General features: G+C 73.6%; 12 protein-coding genes, 1 other RNA gene and 1 pseudogene. 8 read left to right on the plus strand and 6 right to left on the minus strand.

From position 1 onward, the window contains the following. Positions 1–716: 716 nt before the first annotated feature. A complete protein-coding gene (locus tag HW130_RS15170; RefSeq protein WP_177150090.1) occupies positions 717–1,949 on the minus strand; it encodes a hypothetical protein in 1,233 nt (410 codons plus the stop codon). Between the two features lie 183 nt (positions 1,950–2,132). On the opposite strand from HW130_RS15170, the pseudogene HW130_RS15175 reads away from it, so the two are divergent. The 5 genes and pseudogenes from HW130_RS15175 to HW130_RS15195 all read left to right on the plus strand — a co-directional run bounded on the left by HW130_RS15175 (position 2,133) and on the right by HW130_RS15195 (position 7,453). Continuing rightward, positions 2,133–3,130, plus strand: a pseudogene (locus HW130_RS15175) (ABC transporter substrate-binding protein). A 121-nt stretch (positions 3,131–3,251) separates the two neighbouring features. Beyond that, positions 3,252–4,091 carry a Nif3-like dinuclear metal center hexameric protein gene (locus HW130_RS15180; RefSeq protein WP_177150091.1) on the plus strand — a complete coding sequence of 280 codons (840 nt, stop codon included), beginning with the start codon at positions 3,252–3,254 and terminating at the stop codon, positions 4,089–4,091. Beyond that, positions 4,088–4,831, plus strand: a complete 744-nt coding sequence (locus tag HW130_RS15185) for a zinc ribbon domain-containing protein (RefSeq protein WP_218183556.1) — start codon at positions 4,088–4,090, stop codon at positions 4,829–4,831. Before HW130_RS15180 ends, HW130_RS15185 begins: the two co-directional genes overlap by 4 nt. A gap of 8 nt (positions 4,832–4,839) precedes the next feature. Beyond that, complete coding sequence (locus HW130_RS15190) at positions 4,840–6,096, plus strand: bifunctional RNase H/acid phosphatase (protein ID WP_177150092.1); 1,257 nt, start codon at positions 4,840–4,842, stop codon at positions 6,094–6,096. Positions 6,097–6,601: 505 nt separating this feature from the next. Continuing rightward, positions 6,602–7,453: a GNAT family N-acetyltransferase gene (locus HW130_RS15195; RefSeq protein ID WP_177150093.1), complete on the plus strand. Its 852-nt coding sequence runs from the start codon at positions 6,602–6,604 to the stop codon at positions 7,451–7,453. Between the two features lie 16 nt (positions 7,454–7,469). On the opposite strand, the gene eda is transcribed toward HW130_RS15195, so the two are convergent. Beyond that, complete coding sequence (gene eda / locus HW130_RS15200; RefSeq protein ID WP_177150094.1) at positions 7,470–8,123, minus strand: bifunctional 4-hydroxy-2-oxoglutarate aldolase/2-dehydro-3-deoxy-phosphogluconate aldolase; 654 nt, start codon at positions 8,121–8,123, stop codon at positions 7,470–7,472. Between the two features lie 61 nt (positions 8,124–8,184). Next, positions 8,185–8,949 carry a peroxide stress protein YaaA gene (gene yaaA / locus HW130_RS15205; protein ID WP_177150095.1) on the minus strand — a complete coding sequence of 255 codons (765 nt, stop codon included), beginning with the start codon at positions 8,947–8,949 and terminating at the stop codon, positions 8,185–8,187. Between the two features lie 112 nt (positions 8,950–9,061). Between yaaA and HW130_RS15210 the strand changes: the two genes are divergently transcribed. From HW130_RS15210 to rnpB, 3 genes are all read left to right on the plus strand, one after another. Beyond that, positions 9,062–10,507 carry an RNB domain-containing ribonuclease gene (locus HW130_RS15210; RefSeq protein WP_177150096.1) on the plus strand — a complete coding sequence of 482 codons (1,446 nt, stop codon included), beginning with the start codon at positions 9,062–9,064 and terminating at the stop codon, positions 10,505–10,507. A gap of 145 nt (positions 10,508–10,652) precedes the next feature. Continuing rightward, positions 10,653–11,246, plus strand: a complete 594-nt coding sequence (locus HW130_RS15215; RefSeq protein ID WP_177150097.1) for a Uma2 family endonuclease — start codon at positions 10,653–10,655, stop codon at positions 11,244–11,246. A gap of 30 nt (positions 11,247–11,276) precedes the next feature. Next, positions 11,277–11,679: RNase P RNA component class A (gene rnpB / locus HW130_RS15220), an RNA gene on the plus strand. Between the two features lie 68 nt (positions 11,680–11,747). Here the strand turns inward: rnpB and HW130_RS15225 are convergent. From HW130_RS15225 to HW130_RS15235, 3 genes are all read right to left on the minus strand, one after another. Then, a complete protein-coding gene (locus tag HW130_RS15225; protein ID WP_177150098.1) occupies positions 11,748–13,088 on the minus strand; it encodes an MFS transporter in 1,341 nt (446 codons plus the stop codon). Between the two features lie 72 nt (positions 13,089–13,160). Then, positions 13,161–14,822, minus strand: a complete 1,662-nt coding sequence (locus HW130_RS15230) for an amidohydrolase (protein ID WP_177150099.1) — start codon at positions 14,820–14,822, stop codon at positions 13,161–13,163. A gap of 182 nt (positions 14,823–15,004) precedes the next feature. After that, the gene (locus tag HW130_RS15235; protein WP_218183548.1) at positions 15,005–15,964 is read right to left on the minus strand and encodes an Lrp/AsnC family transcriptional regulator; all 960 of its coding nucleotides are present in this window, start codon (positions 15,962–15,964) and stop codon (positions 15,005–15,007) included. Positions 15,965–16,036: the final 72 nt, after the last annotated feature.

The raw sequence follows: 16,036 nt of genomic DNA on the forward strand, positions 1-16,036 counted from the left end.
CTGCCCCGAGCCTCAATCGTCGGCGAGGCTTGATGCGCCCCCACCTATGCCTCGATGGTCGGCGGGGGTTCAAGCCCCGCGCCTCAATCGCCGGCGCGGCTTGGTGTGTGTGGCGGTCTTGTCGGGGCGCTGCCCCAAGCCCCGCGCCTCAATCGCCGGCGGGGCATGATTTCCCCCTGTGCCTCAAGCGCCGGCTGGGCTTGCTTCGCCCCCCGTGCGCCTGAGGCGCCCCGCGTGGCTCGTGGGGGATGAGCCCGGGGGCCGGAACGGCCGACGGGCTGGGTGCCGCGCAGCGACAGTGCCAGCCCGTCTGGGGGTTCGCCCACGGCCGCCAGGCCGTAGGGGGAGCGGCGGTTACAGGGGTCCAGGGCGGAGCCCGGTTACGGGATGGGGCGGGGTGGGGAAAACACCCCCGCGATTCAGGCGCCCCCGCCCTCCGACGCCCCCGGACGCCGGTGGCGGCCGTACGTCGGCGCCGCCCCGTCCTCCGCCGTGGCCGCCCCACCACGATGCTTCCCCGCGCCGCCGGCGTCGGCCCCGACCGCGTCCGCCGGCTGCGGGCGCTCGTGGGCCGTGTCGGTTCGGACTTCATACATGTGAGAACTTCACCCCGTCGCAATCGCTGATGCACTGTCACAGGGCTCCGGCAGCAAGCCCCGTGGACCCGTCACCGTCGGCGCGCGGGCAGTGCGGCTGCGTAGCCCCGGCCGCAGAGTCTAACCACGGGCCGCACGGCCGGTGAGGGGTGCCTGCTGCAAGGGAACCGGCTTGCACACCGCAGGACTCCCTGACGCCTCGCACGGTTCCCCACCTGCGTGTTCCGCTTGTGCCGGTTCTGTGGCCGGGCCCTCGCCGGGGCTCCGCACGCCGTTCGCATCCGGCAGGCCGAAGGTTTCTGCACCCCCGGCCGCACCCCCGGCCTCGCCGCCGCCCGCACCGTCCTCCGGCGCCTCCATCCGCACCACTCCGCACGGCACTTCGCCGGTCGCGTACGGCAGTCGGAGCACCCCGTCCCTGCTCCACGTCCCCGAACCCGCCAACCACCCGGGGGGAGGTGCCAGTTGGTGGAGGCGGCGGCCCGCCGGGCGCCATACCCCCAGCCAGCTGCCCGCCGCCCCGTCGATCCGCAGCGCCACCGCGCAGCTCTCCGGCGCCAGTATCTGCCCCGGCTGCACGGCGAACGGCGTCACCAGCGCGTCCGGCAGCCGCAGGCTCTCGGGGAACCGGACCGGTCGCAGGCTGCCGAGCACGCCCCAGCCGAGCCGGTCCCGGCCCTCGCCCGGCGCGTTCGAGCGGATCAGCAGCAGGCCGCTGTCGGCGTCCGCGAGCAGTAGCCGGTCGTCGCTCTCGTCGGTGATCTCCAGCAGCGGTGTCACCACCCCGCCGAGCGCGAGGTCCACCGCCACCGTCTTCACCGGTCCGCCGGGCTGCTGCCGGTCCAGGGCGAGCAGCCGTCCCGTACGGTCGAGCCACGCGCCGCCCGAGCAGCGGCCGGGCACGTCGGCGACGCGCTCGGGGCCGAACGCCCCGCCCGCCACGAGCCACACGGCCGTCGACGTCTCCCCGGGCGCCAGGGCATAGGCGTACGCACCGTCCGGTGCGGGCGGGAGCAGGGTGAGCTCCGCGGCCTCGACAGCGCCGAGGGCCAGTTCACCGGTCCCCGGACCGGTCGGGTACAGCAGCGAGAACGTGTGCCGCTCGCCCGCACGGCGGTTGATCAGGACCCGTCCGTCGGCCAGCGGCAGCACCTCCGCATCGCGCTCCTCGGGCTGGTCCAGCGGCAGCGGGACGGCGTAAGGCTCGGGTCCGTCGAGCGTCCAGCGCTCCGGGAACAGGGCGTCGCGGGTTCCGGCGAGCCGGGCCGCGTACGTACCGTCCGCGGTGATCGTGAACCCCGTACTCGCCACCGCCTCTTCCTTTGCGGCGGTCTCGATGGCACAGGCAGTCATCGATACGTCACCTCCGTCCGTCGACGCTAGGTATCGCACTTCCTGCCGAACACTGCGAGACGCGGCACTTCACACATAAGGATGGCGATGCCCGGATTTGCCTGAGACGAAGGGGGTGGTTGTGCTCGGTGACGGAGGAGTGCTTAAGGTAAGGCACCCCTAAGTTCGTCCCCAGGAGTCACCATGTCCCTACGCCGCCGCGGCGCCGCCGCAGCCATCGCTCTCACCGCCGCACTGTCCCTTGCCGCCTGCGGCGCCGACGGGGGCGGGGGCGACTCCGGGAAGGGCAAGGACAGCGGAAGCCAGGGCGATGCGGGCGGCAAGCCATGGGCACGGACGCCCGGCCCGGCCAGTTCCCGCGCACCATCACCCACGCCCTCGGCACGACGGAACTGAAGTCCGCGCCGAAGCGGGTCGTGGTCCTCGACGTCGGCGAGCTCGACAACGTCGCCTCCCTCGGCGTCGAGCCGGTGGGCTACGCGCCCACCGAGGGCGACGACGGCATCCCCGGCTACCTGAAGAAGCAGGCCGGCAGCCCGAAGAGCGTCGGCACGATCAACAGCCTCAACCTGGAGGCCATCGCCGCGCTGAAGCCCGACCTGATCCTCGGCAGCGAGCTGCGCGCGGCCGACAAGTACGACGAGCTGTCCAAGATCGCCCCGACGGTCTTCTCCATCCGCCCCGGCTTCACGTGGAAGGAGAACTACCTCCTCAACGCCGCCGCGCTCGACAGGACGGCCGAGGCGAAGGAGCAGCTCGGCGCGTACGAGAAGAAGGCGAAGCAGCTCGGCACGGACATCGGTGAGAAGAAGCCGACCGTCACCATGCTGCGCTACATGCCGGGCAAGATCCGCCTGTACGCCCAGGCGTCCTTCATCGGCACGATCCTGCGCGACGCGGGCGTCCCGCGCCCCGCGAACCAGCAGATCGAGGACCTGGCGGTCGAGATCAGCCCGGAGAAGATGGACCAGGCCGACGCGGACTGGATCTTCACCGGCGTCTACGGCGACCCGGCCAAGACCCAGCGCGACACCGCCCGCTCCAACCCGCTGTGGAAGAACCTCGAGGCGGTCAAGGCCGGTCAGGCCAAGGACGTTCCGGACGAGACCTGGTACCTCGGGCTCGGCGTCACGGCGGCGAACGAGGTCCTGGACGACCTGCGCGGCTACCTCGTCAAGTAGCACCCGCCGACCGGACGGCCGCGGCGCCCCCAGCGGTGGGGCGCCGCGGTCGTCCGCCGTGCGCCGGGCGGCGCCGCGGGCACAGACCGGTGTCCGGGCCCGGGCAGGTAGCCTTTCCCCCGTGCCCCGTCTGTCTGAAGTCATCACCGCCCTCGACGCCCTCTGGCCGCCCGAGCGGGCCGAACAGTGGGACGCGGTCGGCACGGTGTGCGGTGAGCCCGACGCCGCGGTCACGCGCGTGCTGTTCGCCGTCGACCCCGTCCAGGACGTCGTCGACGAGGCGGTGCGGCTGGGCGCCGACCTGCTGGTCACCCACCACCCGCTCTACCTGCGCGGTACGACGACCGTCGCCGCCGGCCACTTCAAGGGCCGTGTCGTGCACACGTTGATCAAGAACGACATCGCGCTGCACGTCGCCCACACCAACGCGGACACCGCCGACCCCGGCGTCTCCGACGCCCTCGCGGGCGCGCTCGACCTGCGGGTCGTGCGGCCCCTGGTGCCCGACACCTCCGACGCGAACGGGCGCCGCGGCCTCGGGCGCGTCTGCGAACTCGACCGCCCCGAGACGCTGCGCGACTTCGCCGCGCGCGCCGCGAAGCGGCTGCCCGCCACCGCACACGGCATCCGTGTCGCGGGGGACCCGGACGCCCTCGTACGGACCGTCGCGGTCAGCGGCGGTTCCGGCGACAGCCTCTTCGACCAGGTGCGGGCCGCCGGAGTGGACGCCTTCCTCACCGCCGACCTGCGCCACCACCCCGCGTCGGAGGCGACACAGCACTCTCCCCTCGGACTCGTCGACGCCGCCCACTGGGCCACCGAGTGGCCCTGGTGCGAGCAGGCGGCGGCGCAGCTCGACGAGATCTCCGACCGGCACGGCTGGGACCTGCGGGTCCACGTCTCGACGACGGTCACCGACCCCTGGTCCTCCCACCACGATTCCCCTGGAGCCCCCAACTGAACGCCGCGCCCGCCGACCAGATCCGACTCCTCGACGTACAGGCCCTCGACATGCGCCTGGCGCAGCTGGCCCACAAGCGCAAGTCGCTGCCCGAGCATGCCGAGATCGAGTCGCTGAACAAGGACCTCACGCAGCTGCGCGACCTGCTCGTCGCCGCGCAGACCGAGGAGAGCGACACCGCCCGCGAGCAGACCAAGGCGGAGCAGGACGTCGACCAGGTGCGCCAGCGCGCCACCCGCGACCAGCAGCGCCTCGACTCCGGCGCGGTCACCTCGCCCAAGGACCTGGAGAACCTCCAGCGCGAGATCGTCTCGCTCGCCAAGCGCCAGGGCGACCTCGAGGACGTGGTCCTGGAGGTCATGGAGCGCCGCGAGTCCGCGCAGGAGCGGGTCGCCGAGCTGACCGAGCGCGTCTCGTCCGTGCAGGGCAAGGCCGACGCGGCGACGGCCCGGCGCGACGCCGCACAGGCGGAGCTGGACGACGAGGCCGCCTCGGTCACCAAGGAGCGCGAGCTCGTGGCCGGTTCGGTGCCCGCCGACCTGCTGAAGCTCTACGAGAAGCTGCGTGTGCAGCAGGGCGGTGTCGGCGCGGCGCGCCTGTTCCAGCGCCGTTGCGAGGGCTGCCAGCTGGAGCTGAACATCACCGAGCTCAACGAGGTCCGCGCGGCCGCGCCCGACACGGTGCTGCGCTGCGAGAACTGCCGCCGCATCCTCGTCCGTACGTCCGAGTCGGGGCTGTAGTGCCCGCAGTGCGTGAACTGGTCGTCGAGGCCGACGGCGGCTCCCGGGGGAACCCGGGGCCGGCCGGCTACGGCGCGGTCGTCCTCGACCCGGCCACCGGCCTGACGCTGGCCGAGGCGGCCGAGTACATCGGTGTGGCGACCAACAACGTCGCCGAGTACAAGGGCCTGGTGGCCGGGCTCAAGGCGGCCCGGGAGCTCGACCCCGAGGCGGTCGTCCGCGTCCGGATGGACTCCAAGCTCGTCGTCGAGCAGATGTCCGGCCGCTGGAAGATCAAGCACCCGGACATGCGGCCGCTGGCGGCCGAGGCCGCGTCCGTGTTCCCGTCGTCGCAGGTCACCTACGAGTGGATCCCGCGCGAGCGGAACAAGCACGCGGACCGGCTCGCCAACGAGGCGATGGACGCCGGACGCAAGGGCAGGCAGTGGGAGCCGTCGCGCTCCACGGCCGAGCTGGACACGCAGGCGGCGCGGGTCGTCGGGGACGCGGCGGCCGGCGCGGCGAAGGCGCGGGCGGCGCTGGCGGGTGCGAGCGCCGGCGCGGTCGCGGCGCCGGTGACCTCCGCGCCTGTCGCGGCGACGTTGACCCAGGCGGCGGCCGCGCCCGTGCCCGCCACGGGCTGGGGCGTGTCGGCGGACCTCGGCACGCCGTCCACGTTCGTGCTGCTCCGCCACGGCGAGACGGCGCTGACCCCCGAGAAGCGCTTCTCCGGCAGCGGGGGCAGCGACCCCGTCCTGTCGGAGGCGGGCCGCCGCCAGGCGGAGGCGGCCGCCACGGCCCTGGCGGCGCGCGGCACGATCCAGGCGGTCGTCACCTCGCCGCTGCGCCGCTGCCGCGAGACCGCCGAGGTGGTCGCGGCCCGGCTGGGCCTCGACGTGATTGTCGACGAGGGGCTGCGGGAGACGGACTTCGGCGCGTGGGAGGGGCTGACGTTCGCGGAGGTCCGCGCGCGCTACCCCGACGACCTGGACGCCTGGCTGGCGTCCCCCAAGGCGGCCCCGACGGGCGGCGGCGAGAGCTTCGCGACGGTGACGCGCCGGGTGTCGTCGGCCCGGGACCGGCTGCTGGCGCGCCACCAGGGCCGTACGGTGCTGCTGGTCACGCACGTGACGCCGATCAAGACCCTGGCCCGTCTGGCGCTGGGGGCCCCGCCGGAGTCCCTGTTCCGTATGGAACTCTCGGCGGCGTCGCTGTCGGCGCTGGCGTACTACGCGGACGGGAACGCGTCGCTGCGTCTCCTGAACGACACGTCCCACCTCCGCTGAGCCGAGGTACGGGGGCTCTGCCCCCGTACCCCCCGCGCCTCAATCGCCGGCGGGGCTTGTTGTGCGAGGCGCCTGTCGGGGCTCTGCCCCAAGCCCCGCGCCTCAATCGCCGGCGGGGCTGAAGGTCCCGGCGGGGTCGGAAGTGCCGGCCTGGCAGCCCGTCGAGCGCCCCGCGCCCGTCCTCCGGGGCCTCGGTGACTCCCGCTGCTCGTGCGCCCACCGCTCGGGCCCGCGGCACGCCGATCGACGCCGCCGAGCACGTCTCGGCCTGCCTCGCCGACGCCGATCTACCCGGTGGACCCGGCGGGATCGGGCAGCCCGTCCGCGGCCCTCCCCCTGTCTTCGCCGGGGGGACCCCACCCACGGCCGCCAGGCCGTAGGGGGAGCTTGAGGACACCGCGCGGAGCGCGGTACGGGGGCCGGGGCGGGCGGAGCCCCGGTTCGGGGAGGGCGGGGTGGGGAAAAGCTCGCGCAGCCGCCGCCCGGCCTGTAGCACCATCGCCCCATGACCTGGCAACTCACCCACGACGTCGACGAGTTCCACCACCACGCCGGCCCCCACCTCGCCGCCGACCCCGTCCGCAACACCGGACTGCTCACCGTCAGCGAGACGGTCCGGCGCCACGGACCGGGCGCGTACGGCGACAGCGGCGGTCCGCCGCCCCGCTTCGGCTGGTGGATGGACGGCGACGGCGTCACCGGAGCCTTTCTCCAGACGCCTCCGCACCCGCCCCTCCTCGGGCCGCTCACCCCCCACCAGGCCCGTGAACTCGCCCGCGCCCTGCGAGCCGACGGGGCCGTGGTCACGGGCGTCAAGGGACCCGACGACAGCGGCCGGGCGTTCGCGGACGAGTGGGCCGGGCCGGGGCAGTGGTCCGTGGACGTGCGGCTGCGGCTGTTCCGGCTCGGCGAGCTCTGTCCTCCCCAGCAGCCGCCCCCGGGCCGTGCCCGCAAGGCCACCACCGCGGACGTCGCACAGGCGGCCGCGTGGATGACGGGCTTCGCCGCCGACACCGGGTCCGGCACCGATACGGACCAGACCTCGAACGTGTCCCGCCGCATCGCCTACGGCGGCCTGTACCTCTGGGAGGTGGAGGGCCGGCCCGTCTCCATGGCCGCCCACTCTCCGGTGCTCGTCGGCCATGCGCGGATCGCGCCCGTCTACACCCCGCCCGGGAGCCGCGGCCGCGGCTTCGCCGGCGCGGTGACCGCCGCGGCGAGTCTGGGAGCCCTGGAGGCGGGCGCCCGGCAGGTGCTGCTCTTCGCCGACGCGGACGACCCGATCGCCAACCGCCTGTACGAGCGCCTGGGTTACCGCCCTCTCGCCCCCTACGTGGAGCTGGACTTCGGCCGGTAGGACACCGGGCGGGACGTCAGGCCGACGGCGCTCGGCCGGCGTCCTGCCCGCGCAGCCCCGCCGCCTCGCGCGCCAGCGTCTCGACCCGGCCCCAGTCCCGGGCCGTCAGCGCGTCGGCCGGCAGCATCCAGGTCCCGCCGACACAGCCAACGTTCGGCAGCGCCAGGTACGCGGGGGCGGACGCGAGCGAGACGCCGCCCGTGGGGCAGAAGCGGGCCCCGGGCAGCGGGCCGGCGAGCGACCGCAGGTACGCGGTGCCGCCCGCCGCCTCCGCCGGGAAGAACTTCATCTCTTGCACGCCGTGCTCCAGCAGCGCCACGACCTCCGAGGCCGTCGAGACGCCCGGCAGGAACGGCACGCCCGACCCGCGCAGGGCCGCCAGCAGCGTGGCCGTCCATCCGGGGCTGACCAGAAAGCGCGCCCCGGCCGCCACCGCCGCGTCGACGCCGCCCGGCGAGACCACGGTGCCCGCGCCGACGACCGCGTCCGGCACCTCCGCCGCGATGGCCCGGATCGCGTCGAGCGCGGCGGGCGTACGCAGCGTCACCTCGATCGCGGGCAGCCCACCCGCGACGAGGGCACGGGCGAGGGGCACGGCGTCGGCCGCGTCGTCGATGACGACGACGGGCAGGACGGGCGCGAGGTCCAGTACGGACGGGGCGGAGGTCATGCGCCCCATCCTGCCCAGGACATGCATCTAGCGCAACGAGCGTTGCGTCCTGTGCAACGACTCAGTGGATCTCCGACACGAGCACGTCGAGCTTCCCCGTCGCCGGTGTCTCCACCACGTACCCGAGGTCCCGCAGCGCCTCCACCAGTTCGCCCGGCGACCCGGGCGCCGTCCCCGCCTCCAGCAGGCTCCGTACGATCCGCCCCTTCGTCGCCTTGTTGAAGTGGCTGACCACCTTCCGGGTCGGCGCGTGCAGCACCCGCACCGTCGCCGTACGCGCCGCGATCTCCCCCTTGGGCTTCCACGCCGCCGCGTACGCCGCCGACCGCAGGTCCAGCACCAGCCCGTCCCCGGCCGCGTCCGGCAGCACCGACGCCATCGGGCCCCGCCAGTACGCACCGAGCGCGCCCAGGCCCGGCAGCTTCACGCCCATCGAGCAGCGGTAGGAGGGGATGCGGTCGCCGAGACGCACCGCGCCCCACAGCCCGGAGAACACCAGCAGCGACTGCCGGGCCCGCCGGCGGGCGGCCGCGTCCAGCATGGCCAGGCCCAGCGCGTCGTACAGCACGCCCGTGTAGATCTCGCCGGCCGGACGCGTACCCGCCGTCCGGAGCCCCGCGTTCTTCGCGACCTCGCCGCGCAGCCCCTCGCTGAGGCCAAGAACCTCCCGGGCCTTCGTCTCGTCCGCGGCGCACAGCTCGACCAGCTCGTCCAGGACGGCGGCGCGTGCCTCGGCGAGCCCCGGAAGGGACAGCGACTCGGGCTTCAGGGGCGCCCCGCGGCCGGAAGCGGCCTTCCCCTCCGACGGCGGCAACAGCACGAGCACGGCAGATCTCCTTCATGACGTACGGGGGGAGGGGGTGCGGCCCCCGAGCCAGCCTACAAAGCGGGCGGGCCGCCGAAATGCCACGGCCCCCGCCCCGCCATACGCTCGGTCCATGCCCCGCCGCCCCATCCGTCTGACCGGCGCAGCCGAGGCCCCGCCGCTGCGCGCCGCCCTGCGCGAGCTGCGCGCGACGATCGGCGTCGGCGAGGATTTCCCGGCCGCGGTACTCGCCGAGGCGGAACAGGCCGCCCGCGCACCCCGCCTGCCCGGATCCGACGAGACCGGCATCCCGTTCTTCACGATCGACCCGCCGGGCTCGGTCGATCTCGACCAGGCGATGCACCTGACCCGGCGCGAGGGCGGCGGCTTCCGCGTCCAGTACGCGATCGCCGACGTCGCCGCGTTCGTCACGCCCGGCGGGGCGCTGGACGCCGAGGCCCACCGCCGGGTGCAGACCCTGTACTTCCCCGACGGGAAGGTCCCGCTGCACCCGCCGCTGCTCTCCGAGGGCGCAGCCAGCCTGCTCCCCGGCCAAACCGCGCCCGCCCTGCTGTGGCGCATCGACCTCGACGCCGAGGGCCGCGCCGTGACGACGGACGTACACCGGGCCCTCGTCCGCAGCCGGGCCGGGCTCGACTACGCGGGGGCGCAGCACCAGATCGACGCCGGCACGGCCGAGGAGCCGCTCGCCCTGCTCAAGGAGATCGGCGCCCTGCGCGAGGCACTGGAGGTCGAACGCGGCGGGATCTCCCTCAACGTCCCCGAGCAGGAAGTCGTCCAGCAGGACAGCACCTACGCCCTCGAGTACCGGGCCCCGCTGCCCGCGGAGGCGTGGAACGCCCAGATCTCCCTGCTGACCGGCATGGCCGCGGCCGACCTGATGGTCGCGTACGGCACCGGCATCCTGCGCACGCTGCCCACCGCTCCCGACGGTGCGGTGGCCCGGCTGCGCCGCTCGGCGACCGCGCTGCACATCGACTGGCCGCACCACGTCTCGTACGCGCAGCTCGTGCGCTCCCTCGACCCGCACGACGGCCGGCACGCGGCCTTCCTCCAGGAGTGCACGACGCTGCTGCGGGGGGCGGGGTACACGGCGTTCACCGGAGGCGTGCTGCCCACGCCCGCCGTGCACGCGGCCGTCGCGGACGAGTACACGCACTGCACCGCGCCGCTGCGCCGCCTCGTGGACCGCTACGCCGGTGAGCTGTGCCTGGCGGCGGTGGCAGGGCAGGAGCCGCCGCCGTGGGTGAGCGAGGCGTTGGAGGAGCTGCCCAGGGAGATGGCCGAGGGGTCCCGGCGGGCGGGCACGGCGGAGCGCGGGTACGTCGACATCGTGGAGGCGGCCGTGCTGCGCGACCGCGTCGGCGAGGTCTTCGACGCGGTGGTGGTCGACGTCAAGGAGAACGAGCCGTCCGTCGGCACCGTCCACCTGGAGGACCCGGCGGTGGTGGCCCGGGTGGAGAGCGACGGCGCCGGCCTGCCCCTGGGGGAGCGGCTGCGGGTGCGGCTCACACAGGCCGACCCGGTCCGCGCGAAGGTGCTGTTCGCTCCCGCGTGACGGCCTCGCGCAGGGCCTCGGCGAAGGCGCGGGCGTCGTCGGCGAGAACGTCATGGTCAAGCGTCGCCCGCACACGGTCACGTGACCGCCGTCCTGTGCCACGATCGAAGGAACGACCCCGATCTCACGGACGGCGGGTGCCTCGATGTCCGACGCTGACGACGTGATCGACACGTACGAAGCGCAGACGCAGGCCGACTTCCTGCTGGAAGGTTTCATGGCGCTGGAGACGCCCGAAGGCTTTCGCGCGCAACTGATCGAGGGGGAGATCGTTGTGACACCGCCCCCGAACGGGGACCACGAGCACTGCATCAGCGAGATCGTCAGGCAGGTGTACCGGCGGTCACTGACTGACATGGACTTCTCCGGGCACAAGGGCCTGATGCTGGAGGAGGCCCCTGGCGGGCCGAGAGACCACGTCATCCCCGACGGCACGTTCGCGCCGGGCGATCTCAGCCTCTACACCGGCGCGGCCCCCTGGATGCCTTGTGCCGGGGTGTCCATGGTGCTGGAGGTGACCTTGTCCCGTCCGGACATCGACCGTGAGACCAAGCGGCGCTGCTACGCGCGTGCCCGTATCCCGCGCTACCTCCTTGTCGACCGGGACTCCTCCACAATGACGCTCTTCAGCGAGCCCGAGGACGGCGACTACCGCCGGCACAACCTGGCGCCCTTCGGCAAGCCCCTCACCCTCCCCGAGCCCTTCGGCTTCGACCTGGAGACCGCCGAGTTCCTCTGAAACGCCAGGTAGCATGGTCGCCACGGCAGACGAGCCGGGCGGGCGGCCGCGTGGGGGTCCTGCGAAGGATCTCCCCGAGGAACGTCCGGGCTCCACAGGGCAGGGTGGTGGGTAACGCCCACCCGGGGTGACCCGCGGGACAGTGCCACAGAAAGCAGACCGCCGGGGACCTCGGTCCTCGGTAAGGGTGAAACGGTGGTGTAAGAGACCACCAGCGCCTGAGGTGACTCAGGCGGCTAGGTAAACCCCACCTGGAGCAAGGTCAAGAGGGGCCACTTCGGTGGCCCTGCGCGGACGTTCGAGGGCTGCCCGCCCGAGTCCGCGGGTAGACCGCATGAGGCCGGCGGCAACGCCGGTCCTAGATGGATGGCCGTCGCCCCGACGACCGCGAGGTCCCGGGGGACAGAACCCGGCGTACAGCCCGACTCGTCTGCCGCCATGACGTGGCCGAGGGGCCCGCGACCTGGTGTCGCGGGCCCCTCGCCGTATCCCCGTCCTCGGTCAGACCGCCGTCGTCACCGCCGCGGCCCCGTGGTCGGCGGGGACGCCGGCGTCGCGCGACCGCATGGCGCGCAGCCGTGCCGTGCACCAGATGCCCATCACCGAGATGGTCATCAGCAGGGCAGCGGCAGGCCAGTAGTGGCCGCCGGCCAGGGCGGTGAGGGAGACCGCCGCCAGCGGGGCGAAGCCGCCGAAGATCATGTTGCAGATCTGGTAGGACAGCGAGATCCCGGTGTAGCGGACGCGAGGTGCGAAGCCCTCGGCGAGGATCGCCGCGATCGGGCCGTACAGCGCCGACATCACGAACCGCATCGCCAGCATCATCGCGTAGATCAGGAAGACGCTCCCCGTCCCCATCACCAGGAACTGCGGCACGGCCAGGACCACCACACCGACCAGGCCGCCGATCACGACCTTGTGCGGGCCGACGCGGTCGCCGAGCCAGGACAGGCCGGGGGTGACGGCCAGTTCCACGAAGGCGGCCAGGGTCAGGCCGTTGAGCAGCATCGCCTCCGACAGGTGCAGTTCACCGGTGCCGTACGTGAGCAGGTAGCTGGTGACGACGTAGTAGCCGCCGGTGGCCGTGGCCAGGGCGAAGACTCCGACGAGCACCGTGCGCCAGGACGTCTGGAAGACCTCCAGCACCGGCAGCTTGTCCCGCTCGGTGCGCTGGGCGCGGATCTCCTCCATGACCGGGGCCTCCTCCAGCTTGAGCCGGATGACGAGGCCGATGACGACGAGCACGGCGGACGCGAGGAACGGCACGCGCCAGCCCCAGGCGGTGAACGCCTCGTCACCCCACAGGCTCATCAGCGAGAAGGCGCCGGTCGACAGCAGGGCGCCGACCGAGGAGCCGAGCTGGGCGAACGAGCCGAAGAAGGTGGCCCGGCCCGTGGGGGCGTTCTCGACGGCGACCAGCACCGCGCCGCCCCACTCGCCGCCGATCGCGATGCCCTGGATCAGGCGCAGGACGATCAGCAGGGCGGGGGCGAGGGCGCCGGCCTGGGCGTAGGTGGGCAGCAGGCCGATCGCGAAGGACGCGATGCCCATCATCAGCAGGGTGATGACCAGGGTCTTCTTGCGTCCGACGCGGTCGCCTATGTGGCCGAAGACGATGCCGCCGAGCGGCCTCAGCAGGAAGCCGACGGCGAACGTGCCGAACGCGGACAGGGTCTTGAGCAGCGGCGGCATGTCGGCCGGGAAGAACACGTCGTCGAAGACGATCGCGGCCGCGGTGGCGAAGGCATAGAAGTCGTACCACTCGATGGACGTGCCCACGAGTGCGGCGAAGGCGGCTCTCAGGGGGTTCTGCGGCTTCGTGGGCGTGGCTGGCTGGGACACGGGGGCCTCCGGCGAGGAGCGAGGAGCGGGGAGCGGGGACGGGGATCGGGGAGGGCGAGCGGGGGGCGGGGGTCAGCGGCCGGGGGCGGCCCAGGCCCGCGTGCCGCCGATCCAGGTCTCGCGCACGCCGATCGAGGCGAGTTCGGAAGGGTCGGCGAGCAGCGGGTCGCGGTCCAGGACGGCGAAGTCGGCCAGCATGCCGGGCGCGAGCGAGCCCACGGCCGCCTCCCGGTGCAGGGCCCTCGCGGCCGCGGCGGTGTGGGCGTGCAGGCCGTCGGCGACGGGCAGGCGCAGCGACTCGTCGCCGAGCACCGTGCCGAGCACGGTCCGCCGGGTCGCGGCCGCCGAGACGGCCTCCAGCGGCGCGGGCGGTGCGACCGGTGCGTCGGAGGAGAACACCACGGGCACACCGGCGGACAGGCACGGCCCCGCGGGGTTGTAGCGGTGGCCGAGGTCGCCGACCGCGGTGAGCGTGCCGTCGCCGGTGCGCAGATGGTGCTGCGGCTGCATGACCGGTACGACCCCGAGGCCCGCCATGCGGGTGATCTGCTCGTCGGTGGGCAGCCCGCAGTGCTCGATGCGGTGACGCATGCCGGAGCGCGGGACGTCCGCCTGCGCCTTCTCGACGGCGTCGAGCACCATGCCGATGGCGAACGGCGACTGGGCGTGGGTCGCCGTCTGCAGTCCGGCGCCGTGGGCGCGCCGGACGATCTCGGCGTACTCCTCGGCCGAGTGGTAGAGCTGCCCGTGGTGGCAGCAGTCGGCGGCGTACCCGTCGGGGAAGTAGGCCGTCCAGCCGCCGAGCGTGCCGTCCGCGTAGAACTTGACGCCCTGCACGCGGAAGAGGTCGTCGCCGAAGCCGTGGACCACGCCGAGTTCGAGGGCCGTGTCGAGCAGGGCCGAGGTCAGGTACGCCGAGACGCGCATCCGCAGCGCGCCGCTCTCGCGGGCCCGCAGGTACGTCTCCATCTCGCGGCGCGAGGCCTGGGCGTCGCCGACCGTCGTCACACCGGCGGCGAGGAAGGTCTCCTGGGCGCGCAGCAGGTGGTCGGCCATGATGTCGTCCGGCTCGGAGAGGTGGAAGTTCGGGCCGTGGTTGCCGATCTTCACCCCGCCGGGGCCGGTGAGCCGGTCGCAGGCCGCGTCCCACAGCTGTCCGTCCGGCTCCCCGTTCTCGAAGCGGCCGATGGAGCCGCCGTCCGGGTCGGGGGTGCCCGCGGTGATGCCGCAGGCGTGCAGAGTACGGGTGTTGACGACGCCGCCGTGGCCGGAGGCGTTCATCACGTACACCTCGCGGTCGGTGGCGATCCGGTCGAGGTCGTGGCAGGTGGGGTGGCGGCGCTCGGCGAGGCGTCGGTGCTCGTAGCCGAAGCCGCGCACGGGTACACCCGCGGGCAGCTCACGGGCGGCCTCGGACAGCACCGCGACCAGGGTCTCGATGTCGGGGACGCGCTCGGGGCGGCAGTCGACCCAGGCCAGCGCCTGCCCGTACATCACGGGGTGGCAGTGGGCGTCGACGAAGCCGGGGTGGACGAGGCCGCCGTCCAGTTCCAGCGTCTCGTCCACCCGGCCGCCGAGGGCCGCGCGGGCGTCGTCGGCGGTGCCGACGTGGACGATCCGGTCGCCGCGCACGGCGAGCGCCTCCGCACGGCCGGCGCCGGCGGGGGCGGCCACGTCGGCGCCCGTCACCAGCAGCGTGCGGTCGGCGGAGGCATCGGCGAGGGGGTGGTGCATGGGGTCCTGCTTTCGGCCAAGGAGGAGGGTGCCGGGGTCGGGGACGACACGCATCGGCTGATTCGTTCGTCAGGACGATAGATAACGAACGACAAGTTGGCCAGACCTTGGATTGAATAACTCTTCGGAAGTTTTCTGCTCTCTCACTTACGGATTCGTCTGTCGAGGGCGTCGCTCGGGGATCAGGTGGCCGGAGCGCCCAGGTCGTACCGCTCCTTCACCAGCTCCAGGTGCACCCAGCTCTCCACCCCGCGCACGCCCGCGCGGCCCCGCATGTCGTCGAGGGTGGCGCGCACCGCCGCGAGCGACTCCGCCGTGATCGTGCCGACGAGCTCCGCCCGGCCGACGCACGCCGACAGGAACGACACCCGCTCCAGGCCGGCCAGGGCGTCGGCCACCGGATCCCGCGCCCCCTCGACCCGTACCGCGAAGCCGCAGAGGTAGCCCATGCCCAGCAGTTCGGGACGCACCAGGGCCAGCACCTTCACCACGCCGCCGTCCAGCAGGCGCAGCGTGCGCGAGCGCGTGGCACCGGGGGACAGGCCGACGCGTTCGGCGAGCTCCGCGAAGGGCAGGCGCCCGTCCCGCTCCAGCTCGTCGAGGATCTGCCGGTCCGTCTCGTCGAGTTCGTTCACGCCGGGCGTGGCCGCGAGCAGGTACGGGTCTTTCAGGTGCTCGATGCTGATGAGCGGGTCGACGGCCGAGACGCCCGGAAGCGACCGGACCCGCTCGATGGCCCGGTCCAGCGCGTCGAAGTCCTCGGTGCGCAGCTCGGCCATGACGGCGCGCTGCCCGGCGGTGAGCGTGACGAACGGCGCCTGGGGCATCGCCGCGATCTCGCGGGCGACGGTCTCCGCCGGGCCGTGGGTGTCGATGGACAGGTGCGCGGAGGCCGTCAGCCCGCGCACGGCCGGATGGACCACGGCGACGACCCGTACGGCCCCGGACTCGAGCAGCCGCTGCACGCGTGCGCGGGTCGCCGGCCTCGACAGGCCCACGCGCTGCGCCAGCGTCTCGTAGGTGAGGCGGCCGTCGGTCTGCAGTTCGCGGACGACGGCCAGGTCGATGCGGTCCAGATCCACCTGGGCTGATCCCCTCGGCTCGGTGGCCCCGGCGCGTGCCGCGCCGAGGTCCGCTGACATTCTCGGGCACCGCGGGTGCCGAGGGTCCCGTCGGTGACGGGCCTCACTGACGTCCGCAGCGGACAGGTGTGG

This window comes from Streptomyces sp. PKU-EA00015 (genome assembly GCF_013387495.1).
Classification (GTDB): domain Bacteria; phylum Actinomycetota; class Actinomycetes; order Streptomycetales; family Streptomycetaceae; genus Streptomyces.

Excerpts from the sequence above, each read along its gene's own strand:
- HW130_RS15230 (WP_177150099.1), bottom strand. The coding sequence starts at position 14,822 with ATGCACCACCCCCTCGCCGATGCCTCCGCCGACCGCACGCTGCTGGTG.
- HW130_RS15215 (WP_177150097.1), top strand. The coding sequence starts at position 10,653 with ATGTCCGACGCTGACGACGTGATCGACACGTACGAAGCGCAGACGCAG.
- HW130_RS15210 (WP_177150096.1), top strand. The coding sequence starts at position 9,062 with ATGCCCCGCCGCCCCATCCGTCTGACCGGCGCAGCCGAGGCCCCGCCG.
- HW130_RS15235 (WP_218183548.1), bottom strand. The coding sequence starts at position 15,964 with ATGTCAGCGGACCTCGGCGCGGCACGCGCCGGGGCCACCGAGCCGAGG.
- eda (WP_177150094.1), bottom strand. The coding sequence starts at position 8,123 with ATGACCTCCGCCCCGTCCGTACTGGACCTCGCGCCCGTCCTGCCCGTC.
- HW130_RS15170 (WP_177150090.1), bottom strand. The coding sequence starts at position 1,949 with ATGACTGCCTGTGCCATCGAGACCGCCGCAAAGGAAGAGGCGGTGGCG.
- HW130_RS15195 (WP_177150093.1), top strand. The coding sequence starts at position 6,602 with ATGACCTGGCAACTCACCCACGACGTCGACGAGTTCCACCACCACGCC.